This is a genomic window from Paenibacillus sp. UNC496MF (genome assembly GCF_900113915.1).
Classification (GTDB): Bacteria; Bacillota; Bacilli; order Paenibacillales; family Paenibacillaceae; genus Paenibacillus_Z; species Paenibacillus_Z artemisiicola.
This window is the reverse complement of record NZ_FORE01000018.1, coordinates 1-16,743: the sequence shown is the minus strand read 5'-3', so window position 1 is coordinate 16,743 and position 16,743 is coordinate 1. Positions and strand designations below refer to the sequence as shown.

Sequence of the window (16,743 nt, the reverse complement as noted above, 5' to 3'; positions counted from 1 at the left end):
CGCCCGCAAAACTTGGATTATGCTTACGAAGCAGTTTTGCTTCATCTTGCCGATTACCGGCACGGGCTTCGCCCGCAAAACTTTTAGGAGTGGATATCATGTCGAACGTTATTGAACAGCTGCACCAGCAAGTGAAGGACGCCATCGCCGACGCGGTCGTCGCCGCCGGCCTGGCGGCGCGCGAGGAGCTGCCGGTCTTCGTGCTCGAGGTGCCGAAGGAGAAGGCGCACGGCGATCTCGCCACGAACGCGGCGATGCAGCTGACGAAGCTCGCGAAGAAGAACCCGCGCCAAATCGCCGAAGCGATTCTGGCCCACCTGGACAAGGCGAAGGCGTCGATCCACAGCGCCGAGATCGCCGGCCCCGGCTTCATCAACTTCCGCATGGACCGCAGCTACCTGTACCCGGTCGTCGCGCAAACCGCCGCCGAAGGCGCCGATTACGGACGCGTCGGCGTCGGCGCCGGCCAGCGCGTGCAGGTCGAATTCGTCAGCGCCAACCCGACCGGCAGCCTGCACCTCGGCCACGCCCGCGGCGCCGCCGTCGGCGACGCGCTGTGCAACCTGCTCGATTTCGCCGGCTACGACGTCACGCGCGAATATTACATCAACGACGCCGGCAACCAGGTGGCGAATCTCGCGCGCTCGATCGAAGCGCGCTACAAGCAAGCGCTCGGCTTGGACGCGAGCATGCCGGAGGACGGCTACCACGGCGAAGACATCGTCGGCTTCGCGAAGGAGCTGGCCGCGTCCGAGGGCGACCGCCTGCTGTCGCTGCCGGACGAGGAGCGCTTCGCGTTCTTCCGCGAGTACGGCCTGACGCGCGAGCTGGCCAAAATCAAGCGCGACCTGAGCGAATTCCGCGTCAACTTCGACGTCTGGTTCAGCGAGACGTCGCTCTACGAGACGGGCCAGGTCGAGCAGGCGCTGCAGGCGCTCCGCGACCGCGGCCAAGTCTACGAGGAAGAGGGCGCGACCTGGCTGAGCACGATGCCGTACGGCGACGACAAGAACCGCGTGCTCGTGAAAAATGACGGCTCGTACACGTATTTGACGCCGGACGTCGCCTACCACCGCGACAAATACGGCCGCGGCTTCGACAAAATGATCAACATCTGGGGCGCCGACCACCACGGCTACATCCCGCGCGTAAAGGCGGCGATGGAGGCGCTCGGCAACGATCCGGCAAAGCTGGTCGTCCTCATCGCGCAGATGGTCAGCCTGTTCCAGAACGGCGAGAAGGTCAAGATGTCCAAGCGTACCGGCAAGGCGGTCACGATGGAGGATCTGACCGAAGAGGTCGGCACGGACGCGATCCGCTACTTCTTCACGATGCGCAGCATGGATTCGCACCTCGACTTCGACATGGATCTCGCCATCTCGACCTCGAACGAGAATCCGGTCTTCTACGTGCAGTACGCCCACGCGCGCATCTGCAGCATCTTCCGCCAGGCGGAGGAGCAGGGCGTCGCGGTGCTGCCGCTGGCCGAAGTCGACCTCGGCCAATTGACGTCGGAGCACGAGTTCGACCTGCTCCGCAAAATCGGCGAGCTTCCGCTCGAAATCGCGGAAGCCGCGGCGCAATACGCGCCGCACCGCCTGATCCGCTACGTCTACGAGCTGGCGTCCCAGCTGCACAGCTACTACCGCGCGGAACGCGTCATCACCGAGGACGCCGCGCAGACCCAAGCGCGCTTCGCGCTGCTCGGCGCGACCCGCGTCGCGATCGCGAACGTGCTGAAGCTCGTCGGCGTGTCCGCGCCGGAGCGCATGTAGCTCCGCGCCGGAGCGCGCGTTGCGCGCGATACCGGGCTTGTCCCGCGGCGGCGCCTCGCGGAGCGCGCCGCGCCGCCAAGACGCGACGCGAACGAAGGCCGGGAACCTACCGTTCCACGGCCTGCAGCATCCGCATGACGTCGAGCTCCCCGGTCAGCCGGGGGGCTTTCGTGCCTCTTAAGGGCAGCATGGCCCGCTTGATGACCGCCTTGATTTCGGTCGGCGTCAACCCCGGGCGATGCGCGAGCAGCAGCGCGACGGCGCCGCTGACGTGGGACGTCGCCATCGAGGTTCCGCTCATTTCGTTGTATTTGCCTCGCAGCCAGGAGGAGAGAATCTTCTCCCCGGGCGCGTACACGTCGATATACATGCCCCGGTTGCTGAACGGCGCGATCCGTCGCAGCTTGTTCGTCGCCCCCACCGCGATCGTTTGCGGGTAGCGGGCGGGATAGTCGATCGATTTGCGCTTGCCGTCGTTGCCGGAGGACGCCACGACGATGACGCCCGCGTTGAACGCGTTGGTCACGGCCGTCAACAGCGACTTGCTGCGCGTTTTCATGCCGAAGCTCATGTTGATGATGTTCATGCCGCTGCGCACGCACCAGTCGATGCCGAGCACGATGTCGGAGACGAAGGCGCTGCCGTTATGGTCGAACGCTTTGACCGGATGGACGGAGGCGCGGGGAGCGACGCCGATCATGCCGTGCAGCTGGTTCGCGGCCGCGATGGTGCCGCAGATGTGCGTGCCGTGCCCGTTGTCGTCGTGCGGCAGCGTGCCGCGGTTCAGGAGATTGATGCCGCGGCCGATCGATTGCTTGAGGTCGGGGTGGCTGAAGTCGACGCCGGTATCGATGACGCCGACCTTGACCCGGTGGCCCGTCGTCGTGCTCCAGGCGAGCGGCGCTTTGATTTCCGAGACGCCCCACGGGATGCCCTTCTCGCGGGAGGCCGGCTTGTGCACGATGGCATGAACCGAGACTTGCGGGTCGTTCTCGATCCACAAGTCGTGGGCGGGAGCCGCGGCCAGCAGCTCGGCCGTCACGGGAAGGGAGAAAGCCTCGATGAAGGGAAGGTGCCGTACGGCGTCCGATGCGTCCTCTTCCGCGCCGAAGTTGGACCATTCGAGCAGGAAGCGCTCGTAGTCGCTGTAATGCCGGAAGCGGACGATTCGCCGTTTGGCGGCCGGGGCGTCGAGCGAAGTCGCGCTGTGCAACAGGCGGAGAATTGCGGATCTGTCCAAAGTTGGCTCCCCTCCATGGCGAATCATGCTGAAGTATTGTATGAAGGAGGGCAACAAGCCGTATAAGCAACCTGCCTTTTTTCGCAGAATTAGGCGGCAAACCGTGTCATTCGCCGTGCGGGGACATAGTATAAACCAAGAGTCCCTCCCGGGCTCGAGTACCGGAACCGGCGCGAGCCGCCCGATCCGGAAGGATACAGTCGAAGCGAAGGATTTCCTTCGCTTTTTCTTTTTGTTTCCCGACGCGGAGGCGTGCTTGCTTTTTGATAAAAAATAGGTTTTACTATAGGTTGATATGGATTGCCTGCAAGGCGCGGGCGATTTGACATGAGAGGAAGTGTCCGAAATGAGCAGCGAGATCGTCTTGAAAATCGATCCGGAACGCATCAGGGAAATGCCCATGGTCGACCTGGCATTCGAATTGCTTAAGGCGGCGAACACGCCGTTTTACTATCGCGATATCATGAACGAGATCGCGAAGATCCGGGGCCTGTCCCAAGAACAAATCAACCAAGTGATTGCGCAAGTATATACGGAAATCAACATCGACGGACGGTTCGCGTGCGTCGGCAGCAACATGTGGGGCCTGAAGCGCTGGTATCCGGTCGAGCGGAACGAAGATCCGGTCGGCAACGCGAAGCGTTCCCGCATCATCAACGACGAAGAGGACGACGACGACGTCTACACGGACGAGGAAGAGGATACGTACGCGTCCGAGGATGACGATTTCGATTCCTACGACGAGGATCAGGAGATCTTCGACGAGGCCGAGGAAGAAGCGGAAGTGGACGAAGAAGTCGTGATCGACGACGAAGAGATCGAAGAGGAAGACCTCGGCGAAGAAGCCGAGGGCGAAGAAGAAGACGAAGCCGAAGAAGACGCCGAAGAGGAAGATTTCGACGACGAAGAAGAGGACGGCAAATAAGCCGATGCCCGTAGAGAAGCGGCAGCCGTTTTGCCTTGACAAGGCGATAGCGCAGCGGGTAAACTATTGTTTGGGCTTCAAGTTCGGACATAAGGTATAAGCCAAAATTAGAAAGTGCCCCGTAGCTACGGGTGTCACTTTTTTCTTTTTTATGGACCATTTTTCTGCGGGAATTGGGAGAACCTAAATCAATAACCATACAGGCGTGGAGGGTATCATCAGTGACTAAGTATATTTTCGTAACAGGCGGCGTCGTGTCATCGCTCGGGAAGGGCATCACGGCGGCTTCGCTCGGGCGTCTGCTTAAGAACCGCGGGCTGAAAGTGACCATTCAGAAATTCGATCCGTACATCAACGTCGACCCGGGCACGATGAGCCCCTACCAGCACGGCGAAGTCTTCGTCACGGACGACGGCGCGGAAACGGATTTGGACTTGGGCCACTACGAGCGCTTCATCGACATCAACCTGTCCAAGAACAGCAACGTCACGACGGGCAAAATCTACTCTTCCGTCATCACGAAAGAACGCCGCGGCGAATACCTCGGCGGCACGGTGCAGGTCATCCCCCATATTACGAACGAGATCAAGGAACGCGTGTTCCGCGCGGGCAAGGAGACGGGCTCGGACGTCGTCATCACCGAGATCGGCGGCACCGTCGGCGACATCGAGAGCCTGCCGTTCCTCGAAGCGATCCGCCAGATCAAGAGCGACATCGGCCGCGAGAACGTCATGTACATCCATGTAACCTTGATTCCTTATATTAAAGCGGCCGGCGAAGTGAAGACGAAGCCGACGCAGCACAGCGTGAAAGAGCTGCGGAGCATCGGCATCCAGCCGAACGTCATCGTCTGCCGGACGGAATATCCGCTCGCCGAAGACATGAAGCGCAAGATCGCGCTCTTCTGCGACATCGACGAGAACGCGGTCGTGGAATGCCGCGACGCTTCCACCCTCTACGAGGTGCCGCTCAACCTGCGCGACGAAGGCCTGGACCAGATCGTCGTCAACCACCTCAAGCTGACGACGCCGCCGCCGGACATGACGGCGTGGGAAGACCTCGTCCGCCGCGTGAAGCAGCTGAGCCGTTCGGCCGAGATCGCCATCGTGGGCAAGTACGTCGCGCTGCACGACGCGTACCTCAGCATCGTGGAATCGCTCAGCCACGCCGGCTTCGACGCCGACGCGGACGTGAAGGTGCGCTGGGTGAACGCGGAGGAGCTGACGGAGCAGAACGTGGCGGACAGGCTGCAGGGCGTTCACGGCATCCTGGTGCCGGGCGGCTTCGGCGACCGCGGCATCGAGGGCAAGATCGTGGCGATCCGCCATGCGCGCGAGAACAACGTGCCGTTCTTCGGCATTTGCCTCGGCATGCAGGTCGCGGTCATCGAATACGCGCGCCACGTGACCGGCATGAAGGACGCGAACAGCTCGGAGATCAACCCGCTCACGCCGTACCCGGTCATCGACCTGCTGCCGGAGCAGAAGGACATCGAGGACATGGGCGGCACGATGCGCCTCGGCCTCTATCCGTGCAAGCTGCAGCCGGGTTCCCTGGCCGAGCGCGAATACGACGACGAGCTCGTGTACGAGCGTCATCGCCACCGGTACGAGTTCAACAACGAATTCCGCGAGACGATCGAATCGGCGGGTCTTAAGATCACCGGCACGTCGCCGGACGGACGCCTCGTCGAGATGGTGGAGCTGCCGGAACACCCGTGGTTCCTCGCGGTGCAGTTCCATCCGGAATTCACGTCGCGCCCGAACCGGCCGCAGCCGTTGTTCCGCGGGTTCGTGCGGGCCGCGCTCGAGCAGGCAGAGAAGTAACACGGACTGTCTGGTTTAAAGTTTTTTTCCAGCCGAAGCAGGAGAACGGGCGTCAGGACGCGAAATCATTCCTTAAGTGGGATTCTAATCCAGATGACGGACGGCACGCGCATGTCATGCCTACTTGGGAGGGTTTCGAGTTGGAAAACAAGAAAGTCTTGATCGTCGACGATCAGAACGGCATTCGAATTCTTTTGATGGAAGTGTTCAGCAGCGAGGGCTACACGACGTTCCAGGCGCCCAACGGCAAGGTCGCGCTGGAGATCGTGCGCGGCGAGTCGCCGGACCTGGTCCTGCTCGACATGAAGATTCCGGGCATGGACGGGCTCGAGATCCTGAAGCATGTCAAGGCGATCAACAAGGACATCAAGGTCATCATGATGACGGCCTACGGCGAGCTCGACATGATCAAGGAAGCGACCGACCACGGCGCGCTGATGCATTTCACGAAACCGTTCGACATCGACGAGATGAGAATGGCGGTCAACCTGCAGCTTCGCGGAGGCGATTCCGGCGGCTGGTACGCGGTGGGATCCTGAACAGGGATCCCGCTTTTTTTGTTTCCGGGCGCCGCGCGGGCCGATTGCCAAGACTTGTACCAAACGCAGGTCGTATGTGGTATAATGACCGGGTGCGATAACCGAAGCGTGATGCAAGATCCGTCTGCGCACGTCTTCCCACCCAGTTGTCTGCTTCCGGCAGAGATGGCGGGCGAAGCGTCGCATATCACAGACAACGTATGGAGCCGTTCGTTCGACCCATACCACTTTAGGAGGAGTAGAGAATCATGCCACTCGTGTCAATGAATGAATTCCTGCCGAAAGCCAAAGCAGGCAAATTCGCGGTCGGTCAATTCAACATGAACAACCTGGAGTTCGCGCAAGCGATCACCGACGCTGCAATCGTAGAAAAATCGCCGTTCATCTTCGGCGTATCCGAAGGCGCCCTGAAATACATGGGCATCGAATATACGGTGGCGATCGCCGAAGCGGCCGCCAAGAAATCCGGCCTGCCGATCGCGCTTCACCTCGACCACGGCAGCAGCTTCGAAGTCGCGATGAAATGTATCCGCGCGGGCTTCTCGTCCGTTATGTTCGACGGTTCCCACTACGGCCTCGAAGAGAACATCGAGCTGACGAAGCAAGTCGTGAAAGCGGCGCGCGCGATGGGCGTATCCGTCGAGGGCGAGCTCGGCACGATCGGCGGCGTCGAAGACGACCTGAGCGTTGACGAGGAGCATGCTTCTCTGGCGAAACCGGAAGAAGCGATCCGTTTCTACGAAGAGACGGGCGTAGACTGCCTGGCCATCGCGGTAGGCACGGCGCACGGTATGTACAAGGGCGAACCGAAAATCCATTACGATATCATTCAAAAGGTTGCCGACGCGATTCCGGTTCCGGTCGTGCTGCACGGCGGCTCCGGCGTGCCGGACGAAGCGATTCGCCTGTCCATCGCGGCCGGCGTAGGCAAAATCAACGTCAACACGGAAAACCAAGTCGCATGCACGAACGCCATCCGCGAAGTGCTGGCTTCGAACGATTCCGTGTACGACCCGCGTAAATACCTGACGCCTGCGCGCAACGCGATGCAAGCCGTCGTTCAAGAGAAAATCCGTTTGTTCGGCAGCAGCAACCAAGCGTAACTTCCGATAGTCAAAGGAATCGAACAGCCGTATCCGCAAGATAAGCAGGCGCCCCGTCCTTCAAGATTCGCTTTGAAAGATGGAGCGCTTGCTTTCTGGCATTAAAGGCCCGGTGCTACGAAGCAAGGGCGCGGAGGGGAACCGCCTCGGACGACCGAAGCCGGCGGTTCGCCGTGCCTTGCTCCGGCTTTTCGGTCCTTTGCTCTCACCGGATGGGAGGATAACGAATTCCGATGGAAAAATTGATGATTCGCGGCGGACGTCCGCTGCGCGGCACCGTGCAGATCAGCGGTGCGAAGAATAGCGCCGTCGCGCTTCTGCCCGCCTCGATTCTGGCGGAAACGACGGTCACGCTGGATAACCTGCCCCACTTGAGCGACGTGGCGGTTTACAGCGAGATTCTCGAAGAGCTCGGAGGCAGCGTCGAGTGGAGCGGCGAATCGATCGTGATCGATCCGTCGGCCATGGCGTCGAAGCCGATGCCGAACGGCAAGGTCAAGCTGCTTCGCGCGTCTTATTATTTGATGGGGGCCATGCTCGGACGCTTCGGGGAAGCGACGATCGGCTTGCCGGGGGGCTGCAATTTCGAACCGCGTCCCATCGATCAGCATATTAAAGGGTTTGAAGCGCTGGGCGCCACGGTCACGAACGACCACGGGTCCGTCCGCATCGTCGCGAAAGAGCTTCGCGGCGCGAAAATTTATCTCGACGTCGTCAGTGTAGGGGCAACGATCAACATCATGCTGGCGGCTTCCAGGGCCAAAGGCTCCACGATTATCGAAAACGCGGCGAAAGAGCCTGAAATCATAGATGTAGCTACGCTTCTTAACGCCATGGGCGCGAAAATCAAGGGCGCCGGCACGGAAACCATTCGCATCGAAGGCGTCGAGCGGATGCACGGCTGCCGCCATTCCATCATTCCCGACCGGATCCAGGCAGGAACCTATATGATTGCCGCGGCGGCGACGCGCGGCGATGTTTTGATCGACAACGTCATCCCGAAGCATCTGGAGGCCATGACGGCCAAGCTCCAAGAGATGGGCGTCCATGTCTACGAGATGGACGAATCCATCCGCATCGTCGGCCAGCCGGCTTACGAAGCCATCGACGTGAAAGCCCTCGTCTACCCCGGATTCGCCACGGACCTGCAATCTCCCATGACCAGCCTCCTGACGCAAACGACGGGCGTCAGCATTTTAAGCGACTATGTGTACAGCAGCCGCTTCAAGCATGTGCCGGAGCTGTCGCGCATGGGCGCGAACATCCGGGTGGAAGGCCGTTCGGCCATCATCGAAGGCGGCAAGCTGAACGCCGCCAAAGTCCGCGCCGCCGATCTTCGCGCGGGCGCCGCGCTCGTCGTGGCCGCCCTGACGGTGGACGACGGCGTGACGGAAATCACCGGCGTGGAATACATCGACCGCGGGTACGACAACCTGGTCGAGAACCTGCGCATGCTCGGCGCGGACGTGTGGCGCGAGTAGTTCTCTAGTTTTCTATCAATTTCGGAGTCGGTCCCGAATAGAGAGGACCGATTCCGGCAATGATGGAAGAAGCTTGGCAATCGAACCTTGATAAGAAGTGGTGATATTATGTCCGAACTTCAGATCGCCGATCTAGAAGCGATGAAGCTAACGGAATTATACAAGCTGGCCAAACAGCATCAAATCCAGGGCTACGGCCAGTTGAAGAAGCGCGAATTGATTTTCGCGATCCTCCGCGCCCAAGCGGAGCAAAGCGGTCTCATGTTCATGCATGGCGTACTCGAAATTTTACCGGAAGGCTTCGGGTTCCTGAGGCCAATTAATTACCTGCCGAGCACCGAGGATATTTACATCTCCGCCTCGCAGATTCGCAAGTTCGATCTGCGCACGGGCGACATGGTATCCGGCAAGTGCCGGGCGCCCAAGGAAAACGAACGTTATTTTGGACTCCTACAGGTTAATGCCGTCAACGGAGAAAGCCCCGAACACGCTGCCGAACGTCTACACTTCCCAGCCTTGACTCCTCTTTATCCCGAGAAGAAACTCGTGCTCGAAACCGCACAGTCCAAACTTTCCACGCGCATCATGGATTTGCTCGCCCCCGTCGGTTTAGGACAGCGGGGCTTGGTCGTCGCGCCGCCGAAGGCGGGCAAGACGCAGCTCATCAAGGAGATCGCCAACAGCATCTCGACGAACAATCCCGAGATCGAGCTGATCGTGCTGCTGATCGACGAGCGGCCGGAGGAAGTCACGGACATGTCGCGTTCGGTAAAGGGCGAAGTGGTGGCGTCGACGTTCGACGAGCTGCCCGAGAACCACGTCAAAGTGGCGGAGCTGGTGCTCGAGCGCGCGCTGCGGCTCGTGGAGCACAAGAAGGACGTCGTCATCTTGCTCGACAGCATCACGCGCCTCGCGCGGGCGTACAACCTCGTCGTGCCGGCTTCGGGCCGGACGCTGAGCGGCGGGATCGACCCGGCGGCGTTCCATCGGCCGAAGCGGTTTTTCGGCTCCGCCCGCAACGTGGAAGAAGGCGGCAGCCTGACGATTTTGGCGACGGCGCTCGTGGAGACCGGCTCCCGTATGGACGACATCATTTATGAAGAATTTAAAGGTACCGGCAACATGGAGCTGCACCTCGACCGGAAACTGGCCGATCGCCGCATCTTCCCGGCGCTCGACATTCGCCGTTCGGGCACGCGCCGCGAAGAGATGCTGCTGACCAAAGAAGAGCTGGATAAAGTATGGGCGATCCGCAAGAACATGAACGATTCCATGGAATTCGTCGACGGCTTCCTGAAGAAGCTGGCGGATACGAAGAACAACGAAGAGTTCCTCGCGTCCCTGGATACGTCGGGCGTGACGCCGCCTTCGCGCGGCAGGACCGCAAGCTCCGGCGGCAGCGGAAGCTCCTCCGGCAGCGGGTCATCGGGCAGCGGCGCTTCCAGAAGGCCGGGCGTGCGCTCGACGACGGTCACCTAATTTTGCGTTTCGCGCGTAGCAAAGCCGTTTGGCTTTCAGGAGGTACATCATGAATCTCGTATATGCAGACGAGCAGGGCAACCTGTTCGATCATCCCGATTGGATCGGTCTCGGCCGCAGCGGCGACATGATCGTGGAGCTGATGGAGGACGAGCTGATTCCGCTGCCGGAAGGCGCGACGATGGTCGGCTTGCCGTTCACGCGTCCGATCGGCATTCACGCCGCCTCGGGCGAGATGCGGCCGCTGCCCGGCGACTATCAGGCCGTCGGCGCGCTGCTGCCGCAGGGCTATACCCGGCTGAACATCCCCGGCTACATGAAGACGGATAAGGAGGAGAAGCTTCCGTTGTTCGGGTATTCCGCCGTCGTTTGGAAGGACGGCGGCTTCTACGTCGCCGCGCAGAAAAGCGACGATCCGGAGCGCTGGAACCCGAACAATTGCGATCCGGACGAGCTTAAAGTCGGCGTGAACCGGCTGCTGGCGAAGTATCCGGAGAACCGGCTGTATCAACATTTATCGAACTGCGCGCTCGGGTACGAATGCCTGACCGCGTCCAATACGTTCCTGCAGCGGTGGGAAGGGGCCGTGCCGGTCTCGTTTTCCTGCAACGCGGGCTGTTTCGGCTGCATTTCCGAACAGCCGGACGACAGCGGCTTTCCGGCGCCGCAGACGCGCATGAATTTCAAGCCGACGGTCCAGGAGCTCGTCGACGTCATGATGGAGCATCTGAGCGCGCCGGATGCCATCATCAGCTTCGGCCAAGGCTGCGAGGGCGAGCCGTCCACGCAGGCCCGGATCATCATCGACGCGATGCGCGAAGTGCGCAGCCGCACGTCGACGGGCTACATCAACATCAACACCAACGCGGGCTTGACGGACCACATTCGCGGCATCGTGGACGCGGGGCTCGACCTGATGCGCGTCAGCACCATCAGCGCGCTGGACGACCATTACAACGCGTACTACAAGCCGCGCGGCTATTCGCTCGCCAACGTGGAGAAGTCGCTCCGTTACGCGACCGACAAGGGCGTCTACACGTCGATTAACTACCTGATCTTCCCGGGCGTCACCGACCGGGAGGAGGAGATCGAGGCGATGATCGGTTTCGCGAAGCGCACGGGCTTGAAACTGATCCAGATGCGCAACCTGAACATCGATCCCGAGAGTTACCTGGCGCTCATTCCGAAAGCGCAAGGGGAGATTTACGGCATGAAGCAGATGCTGGACATCTTCGCCGAGGAGCTGCCGGACGTCGTGATCGGCTCGTATACCCACGTGCCGCCGGTGCCGATGAAGCGCTCCTGACGAGGATCGGTCCGGGGGAAGGACGAACCGCCGAATAGGCATTGCGTCTTTGTCGAAGCCGTGATATAATCGGTTTTGTCTTTTATAGAACTCTGGGTCCGCCTGTTGATCCAGGGCAGAAAGAGGTGAACGAGATGAAACAAGGAATTCATCCGAACTACCACGTCACGACGGTAACTTGCGCTTGCGGCAATACTTTCGAGTCCGGTTCGATCAAACAGAACCTGCGCGTAGAGATTTGCTCCAACTGCCACCCATTCTTCACGGGTAAGCAAAAGTTCCTGGATGCCGGCGGTCGCGTCGACAAGTTCAAGAAGAAATACGGTATCTAAGCTTATTCGTCCGCGTTTGGCGGAAATTAGCAGAATACAAGGACCTCCCTCAGCCATCCTATTGGTTAAAGGGAGGTTTTTTTATGTCGAGCAAACGGCTTCTGCTGGGCACCCTGGCGCTGACGGCGGCCATTTCGCTTGCTGGCTGCGGCGGGCAAAAGGACGCGACGAACAACTTCAACGCCAAATCGTACGGGCACGATGGCTACATGGGGCTGTCGAACAGCAACCCCCGCTTGCCGAATCGTAACGGCGAGTTTTCTAATCAGGACTCGGACGGCGACTTCGCGCAGAGCAAGCTGAAGCAAATTCCGGGTTTGGCCAAGGCCACGATTATTTTTCAGGCGCCCGAAATGTACGTCACGGTCACGCCGAAGAAAGGGGCCGACAGCAAGCAGGTCAAGGCGAAAGCGATCTCCGTGCTGCGCATGAACATGCCCCGTTACAACGTCCACGTCAAGATGACGCGTTGACTTGGAACGCCTTCCATCGATTCGGCAGTTGCACTTTTGGATTGAACGAGCTATACTTATCTCTGCCGTGCTAGACGGGGAGGTAGCGGTGCCCTGTAACTCGCAATCCGCTGTAGCGGGGTTGAATTCCTAACGTAGGTTTTTGCCGTGTGGGGCTGGTGCCCGGGAACAGTGTTGACGGCCGGGTCCTCCGCAATGGACGCTTGTGAACGGGTCAGGTCCGGAAGGAAGCAGCCATAAGCAGGTTAGTTCATGTGCCGGAGGGGTGCTTGACCAGAGCTGGGAACGGGAGTGCCGCCCATGCGGTTTTAATCGAGGTTAGGTGCACGGTCCTTGATTATAACGACGATAACATCCGAATGACTTGCAGAAGTCATGCCGGGTGTTTTTTCATTTTATCCGGCAGGAGAACGCGCCTTCTTGCGCGAAAGAGTAGAACCGGCGCCCGCGCCGCCGCGTCGTTTCTGTGCACGCGACGGTTTTTTTGGGTGACGGCATCGTGTATAATAGAGAGACGGCCGGCGCCAGCCGGTTCGGCAGGTCACGCCAAGCCGAAAGGAACGACTCCGATGTCACATATCGCCTTATACCGTGCCTGGCGTCCGCAGACGTTCCGGGATATGGTCGGCCAGCAGCATATTATTCAAACGCTTCAGAACGCGATTCGCGAGGACCGCGTATCGCACGCGTATTTGTTCAACGGTCCGCGCGGAACGGGCAAGACGACGACGGCCAAAGTCATGGCCAAAGCGATCAACTGCGAACGCGGCCCGGCGACGGAGCCGTGCAACGAATGCGACGCGTGCCGCGGCATAACGTCCGGTACCGTGATGGACGTCGTGGAGATCGACGCCGCGTCCAACCGCGGGATCGACGAGATCCGCGACATCCGCGACAAGGTCCGGTACGCGCCGTCCGAAGTGCGATTCAAAGTATATATTATCGACGAGGTTCACATGCTGACGTCGGAAGCGTTTAACGCGCTGTTGAAGACGCTGGAAGAGCCGCCGGCGCATGTGATCTTTATTTTGGCCACGACGGAGCCGCATAAGCTTCCCGCGACGATCATCTCGCGCTGCCAGCGCTTCGATTTCCGGCAAGTTTCGCTGCCGGAGCAGACGGAACGGCTTCGGCAGATTTGCGAGGAAGAAGGCATCTTGGCGGACGAGGACGCGCTGGCTTACATCGCCAGGCTATCGGACGGCGGCATGCGCGACGCCATCAGCCTGCTGGAGCAAGTCTCGGCTTACGGCGGCGAGCGCATTACGCTGAACGACGCCGTGGACGTGACCGGGGGATTGGCCGCCGAACAGTTCGAGCAGCTGGCGGAGGCGATTCGGGACCGGAACGCGGGCGCGATCCTGCCGCTCGTGGAAGGGCTGATGCAAGCCGGCAAGAGCGCGGACAAGTGTCTGGAGAACCTGGTCTATTATTTCCGGGACCTGCTCGTGCTGAAGCTTGCCCCTAAGGGCAAGGCGTCCACGGAACGCATCGTCGACCAGGACAAATACGCCCGGATGGCCGAGGCGTTCAGCGCGGAACTCCTGTTTCGCATGATCGACGTCCTGAACCAATACCAGCTGGAGATACGCCAGGCCGCGCTGCCGCAAACGATTTTCGAAGTGGCGCTGATGAAGATTTGCACGCTTCGGGAGGCAGGCGATCAAGGCTCGGCCTCCGCGTACGCGGCCGCGACCGATACGTCTGAAGCGGCGGCGTCCGGCAGCGAAGTCCAGCGACTGCAGCAGCGGATCGATACGCTCGAACGCAAGATCGAGCAGTTGCTTCAGTCCGGCGTTAAGCCGGGGAGCCCGGCGCCGGAACAAGGCGTGTCCCGCGGCGGGGGCAATCGCGCCGGCAACAACTTCAGCCGCGGCGGTTCGGGCGGCGCCGGCAGCTCGATCGCCCGCGTCAAGCTGGATCCGTTCCTCGCGGCGGCGGACAGCCCGGCGTCGGGACAGGTTCGGATGAAGTGGGCCGATATCTTGCAGCGCGTGAAGAGCAACAATATCTCCACGCATGCTTGGTTCGTGAACGGAGAGCCCGTCGCCGCGGCGGACAATACCATTCTGGTCGCGTTCAAGAACTCCATCCACCGGGAGACCACGGAGAAGCCCGCGAACCGCGACGTCATCGAGCGCGTGCTGAACGAAGTGTACAACCGCCCCGTCCGGCTCGCGACCGTGATGCTGAAGGAGTGGCAAACGGCCGCCGAGAACGGCGCGTCGCCCGCGGAAGAGCTGACGCTGCTGCACGAAGACGAGGGCGGCGGCCCGCCGCCGGAGCCGGAATGGGTCGAGGAAGCCGTGAAGCTGTTCGGCGAGGACCTCGTGGTCGTCGAAGATAAATGACCGATAAGCGAGCGCTATGAACACTTACGAGTTTACTTTCAATACTTAACTCAATTAAGGAGTGGTCAACCGATGAACAACATGAACCAAATGATGAAGCAAGTGAAGAAGATGCAGGAGCAAATGCTCAAAGCCCAAGAAGAGCTCGGCACGAAAATGATCGAAGGCACCGCGGGCGGCGGCGTCGTCACCGTCATCGTGACGGGCCACAAGACGCTTCAAAGCATCTCCATCAAGCCGGAAGCGGTCGACCCGGACGATATCGAAATGCTGCAGGATCTCGTACTGACGGCCGTCAACGACGCGCTGAACAAAGCCGACGAGCTGGCAAACAAAGACATGGGCAAATTCACGGGCGGCATGAAAATCCCCGGTTTGTTCTAAAAGTCGTAAATAAGTAGAGGAGCTGCGCCTTGTATTATCCCGAACCGATAGCCAAACTGATAGATGCCTTCAGCCGTTTGCCCGGCATCGGTCCGAAGACGGCGGCCAGGCTCGCCTTCCATACGCTCAAGATGAAGGAAGACGACGTCATCGATTTCGCGAAAGCGCTCGTGAGCGTCAAACGCAATTTGCATTATTGCTCGGTCTGCTGCAACATTACCGATACCGATCCGTGCCGGATTTGCCAAGATAAGAGCCGGGACCCGTCCATCATCTGCGTGGTCCAGGAGTCCAAGGATTTGGTGGCGATGGAGCGGACCAAGGAATTCGAAGGCCAGTACCACGTCCTTCAGGGGGCGATTTCCCCAATGGAGGGCATCGGTCCCGACGAGATCCGGATTGCCGAGCTGCTGCGCAGGTTAAGCGACGAGACCGTCCAAGAATTGATCTTGGCGACGAATCCGAATATCGAGGGCGAAGCGACGGCGATGTATTTATCTCGCCTCGTCAAGCCGTTCGGCATTAAGGTCACGCGTATCGCCCATGGGCTGCCGGTCGGCGGCGATTTGGAATACGCCGACGAGGTGACGCTGTCCAAGGCGCTGGAAGGCCGAAGAGAGCTGGGTTGACACAATTGTACGTGAATCGCTGGCCCCGCGGGAGCGTCTTCTCCCGTGGGGTCTTTCTGCGTTTCGTGGAGAACGGGCGGCGACGAAAGCTTGTTCTAATTTCGCGAGCGTTCCTCATACATTCAACTATACGCCGCTTCGATTGGACAAGGAGCGGACGGGCGGGAGGATGAGCGAACATGTGGAAGTGGCTGAAGCGGAGAAGACCGGCGAAAGAGCTGATGCAGAAGAGCGAACGTCAGGAACATTTGGAACTGTTGGAGGAGATCCATACGGCAAGGCGGGAGTGGGAGAACGCGCTGCGCTTTTTTGACTATGCGTTGGACAGCGATCAGATCGACTATGCGATTTATGCGATCGCGTCCGCGGAGAAACGCTACGGCATGCTGCTCCGCAAGGCGAAGCGAACGCCTGCCCCATGGGCCGCGCTGAAGGGCGGTGTCGCGCAATGAAGTCGGTATGGATGATTACGCTGGTCGCATCCGCCATGCTGCTGCTTGTCGTCGTGGTCCGCAACGGGATGTCCTTTAGATGGTTAAGAAGGTTCGCGCTGCATCTGGTGGCGGCCGCGCTGGTCTTATACCTGCTTAATTATTCAGGCGTCGTGACGGGGTTCGTGATGCCGCTCAATCCTGCGACGATCGGTACCGTCGTGCTGTTGGGACTGCCGGGCATCGCGCTCGTGCTCGGGCTTCAGATGACGCTCTTTTAAAGGCTGGGAGGGCGAAGAAATAAATCTGCGGCGCGGGCTTGACCTCGGCGGAGCGGATGTGTTAAATTAATCTTCGCGTCACAAGAGAAACTTGGTTTGCGAAAAGATATTTAAAAAAAAGTACTTGCAAATGATTAATAAGATGTGATATATTAATCAAGTCGCCGCTGAGACATGGGCGAACGAGC

16 protein-coding genes and 1 other RNA gene are annotated in these 16,743 nt (G+C 59.9%); 16 read left to right on the top strand and 1 reads right to left on the bottom strand.

Features of this window, described 5'->3' with window-relative positions; translation table 11 throughout:
- Window positions 1–98 precede the first annotated feature (98 nt).
- Window positions 99–1,775 (top strand): arginine--tRNA ligase, encoded by a 1,677-nt coding sequence (argS, locus tag BMZ79_RS28230; protein ID WP_177222387.1) that lies wholly within the window; start codon window positions 99–101, stop codon window positions 1,773–1,775.
- 106 nt (window positions 1,776–1,881) lie between these two features.
- On the opposite strand, the gene BMZ79_RS28225 is transcribed toward argS, so the two are convergent.
- A complete protein-coding gene (locus BMZ79_RS28225) occupies window positions 1,882–3,015 on the bottom strand; it encodes a S8 family peptidase (protein WP_240546620.1) in 1,134 nt (377 codons plus the stop codon).
- 346 nt (window positions 3,016–3,361) lie between these two features.
- Here BMZ79_RS28225 and rpoE point away from each other — a divergent pair, with 346 nt between their 5' ends.
- The 15 genes from rpoE to BMZ79_RS28145 all read left to right on the top strand — a co-directional run bounded on the left by rpoE (window position 3,362) and on the right by BMZ79_RS28145 (window position 16,555).
- Complete coding sequence (gene rpoE, locus BMZ79_RS28215; RefSeq protein ID WP_090647087.1) at window positions 3,362–3,940, top strand: DNA-directed RNA polymerase subunit delta; 579 nt, start codon at window positions 3,362–3,364, stop codon at window positions 3,938–3,940.
- Window positions 3,941–4,161: 221 nt separating this feature from the next.
- On the top strand, window positions 4,162–5,766 hold the full coding sequence (locus BMZ79_RS28210) for a CTP synthase (protein ID WP_090647084.1): 1,605 nt from the start codon (window positions 4,162–4,164) through the stop codon (window positions 5,764–5,766).
- 140 nt (window positions 5,767–5,906) lie between these two features.
- Window positions 5,907–6,305, top strand: a complete 399-nt coding sequence (locus BMZ79_RS28205; protein WP_090647082.1) for a response regulator — start codon at window positions 5,907–5,909, stop codon at window positions 6,303–6,305.
- A gap of 248 nt (window positions 6,306–6,553) precedes the next feature.
- Window positions 6,554–7,408, top strand: a complete 855-nt coding sequence (gene fba / locus BMZ79_RS28200) for a class II fructose-1,6-bisphosphate aldolase (protein WP_090647079.1) — start codon at window positions 6,554–6,556, stop codon at window positions 7,406–7,408.
- 233 nt (window positions 7,409–7,641) lie between these two features.
- On the top strand, window positions 7,642–8,889 hold the full coding sequence (locus BMZ79_RS28195) for a UDP-N-acetylglucosamine 1-carboxyvinyltransferase (RefSeq protein ID WP_090647076.1): 1,248 nt from the start codon (window positions 7,642–7,644) through the stop codon (window positions 8,887–8,889).
- Window positions 8,890–8,997: 108 nt separating this feature from the next.
- Window positions 8,998–10,368, top strand: a complete 1,371-nt coding sequence (gene rho / locus BMZ79_RS28190) for a transcription termination factor Rho (RefSeq protein ID WP_090647074.1) — start codon at window positions 8,998–9,000, stop codon at window positions 10,366–10,368.
- 49 nt (window positions 10,369–10,417) lie between these two features.
- Window positions 10,418–11,674 carry a radical SAM family protein gene (locus BMZ79_RS28185; RefSeq protein WP_090647071.1) on the top strand — a complete coding sequence of 419 codons (1,257 nt, stop codon included), beginning with the start codon at window positions 10,418–10,420 and terminating at the stop codon, window positions 11,672–11,674.
- 134 nt (window positions 11,675–11,808) lie between these two features.
- Window positions 11,809–12,006 (top strand): 50S ribosomal protein L31, encoded by a 198-nt coding sequence (gene rpmE / locus BMZ79_RS28180; protein ID WP_090647069.1) that lies wholly within the window; start codon window positions 11,809–11,811, stop codon window positions 12,004–12,006.
- A gap of 83 nt (window positions 12,007–12,089) precedes the next feature.
- Complete coding sequence (locus tag BMZ79_RS28175; RefSeq protein WP_090647067.1) at window positions 12,090–12,479, top strand: hypothetical protein; 390 nt, start codon at window positions 12,090–12,092, stop codon at window positions 12,477–12,479.
- A 65-nt stretch (window positions 12,480–12,544) separates the two neighbouring features.
- Window positions 12,545–12,809, top strand: an RNA gene (gene ffs / locus BMZ79_RS28170) — signal recognition particle sRNA large type.
- A gap of 239 nt (window positions 12,810–13,048) precedes the next feature.
- Window positions 13,049–14,830 (top strand): DNA polymerase III subunit gamma/tau, encoded by a 1,782-nt coding sequence (dnaX, locus tag BMZ79_RS28165; protein ID WP_090647064.1) that lies wholly within the window; start codon window positions 13,049–13,051, stop codon window positions 14,828–14,830.
- A 72-nt stretch (window positions 14,831–14,902) separates the two neighbouring features.
- Window positions 14,903–15,214: a YbaB/EbfC family nucleoid-associated protein gene (locus tag BMZ79_RS28160; RefSeq protein ID WP_090647062.1), complete on the top strand. Its 312-nt coding sequence runs from the start codon at window positions 14,903–14,905 to the stop codon at window positions 15,212–15,214.
- A gap of 29 nt (window positions 15,215–15,243) precedes the next feature.
- Window positions 15,244–15,843 (top strand): recombination mediator RecR, encoded by a 600-nt coding sequence (recR, locus tag BMZ79_RS28155; protein WP_090647059.1) that lies wholly within the window; start codon window positions 15,244–15,246, stop codon window positions 15,841–15,843.
- Between the two features lie 179 nt (window positions 15,844–16,022).
- Complete coding sequence (locus tag BMZ79_RS28150; RefSeq protein WP_090647057.1) at window positions 16,023–16,295, top strand: YaaL family protein; 273 nt, start codon at window positions 16,023–16,025, stop codon at window positions 16,293–16,295.
- Entirely contained in the window at window positions 16,292–16,555 is a 264-nt protein-coding gene (locus BMZ79_RS28145) for a pro-sigmaK processing inhibitor BofA family protein (RefSeq protein WP_090647055.1), read from the top strand. Before BMZ79_RS28150 ends, BMZ79_RS28145 begins: the two co-directional genes overlap by 4 nt.
- The last annotated feature ends 188 nt before the right edge of the window (window positions 16,556–16,743 follow it).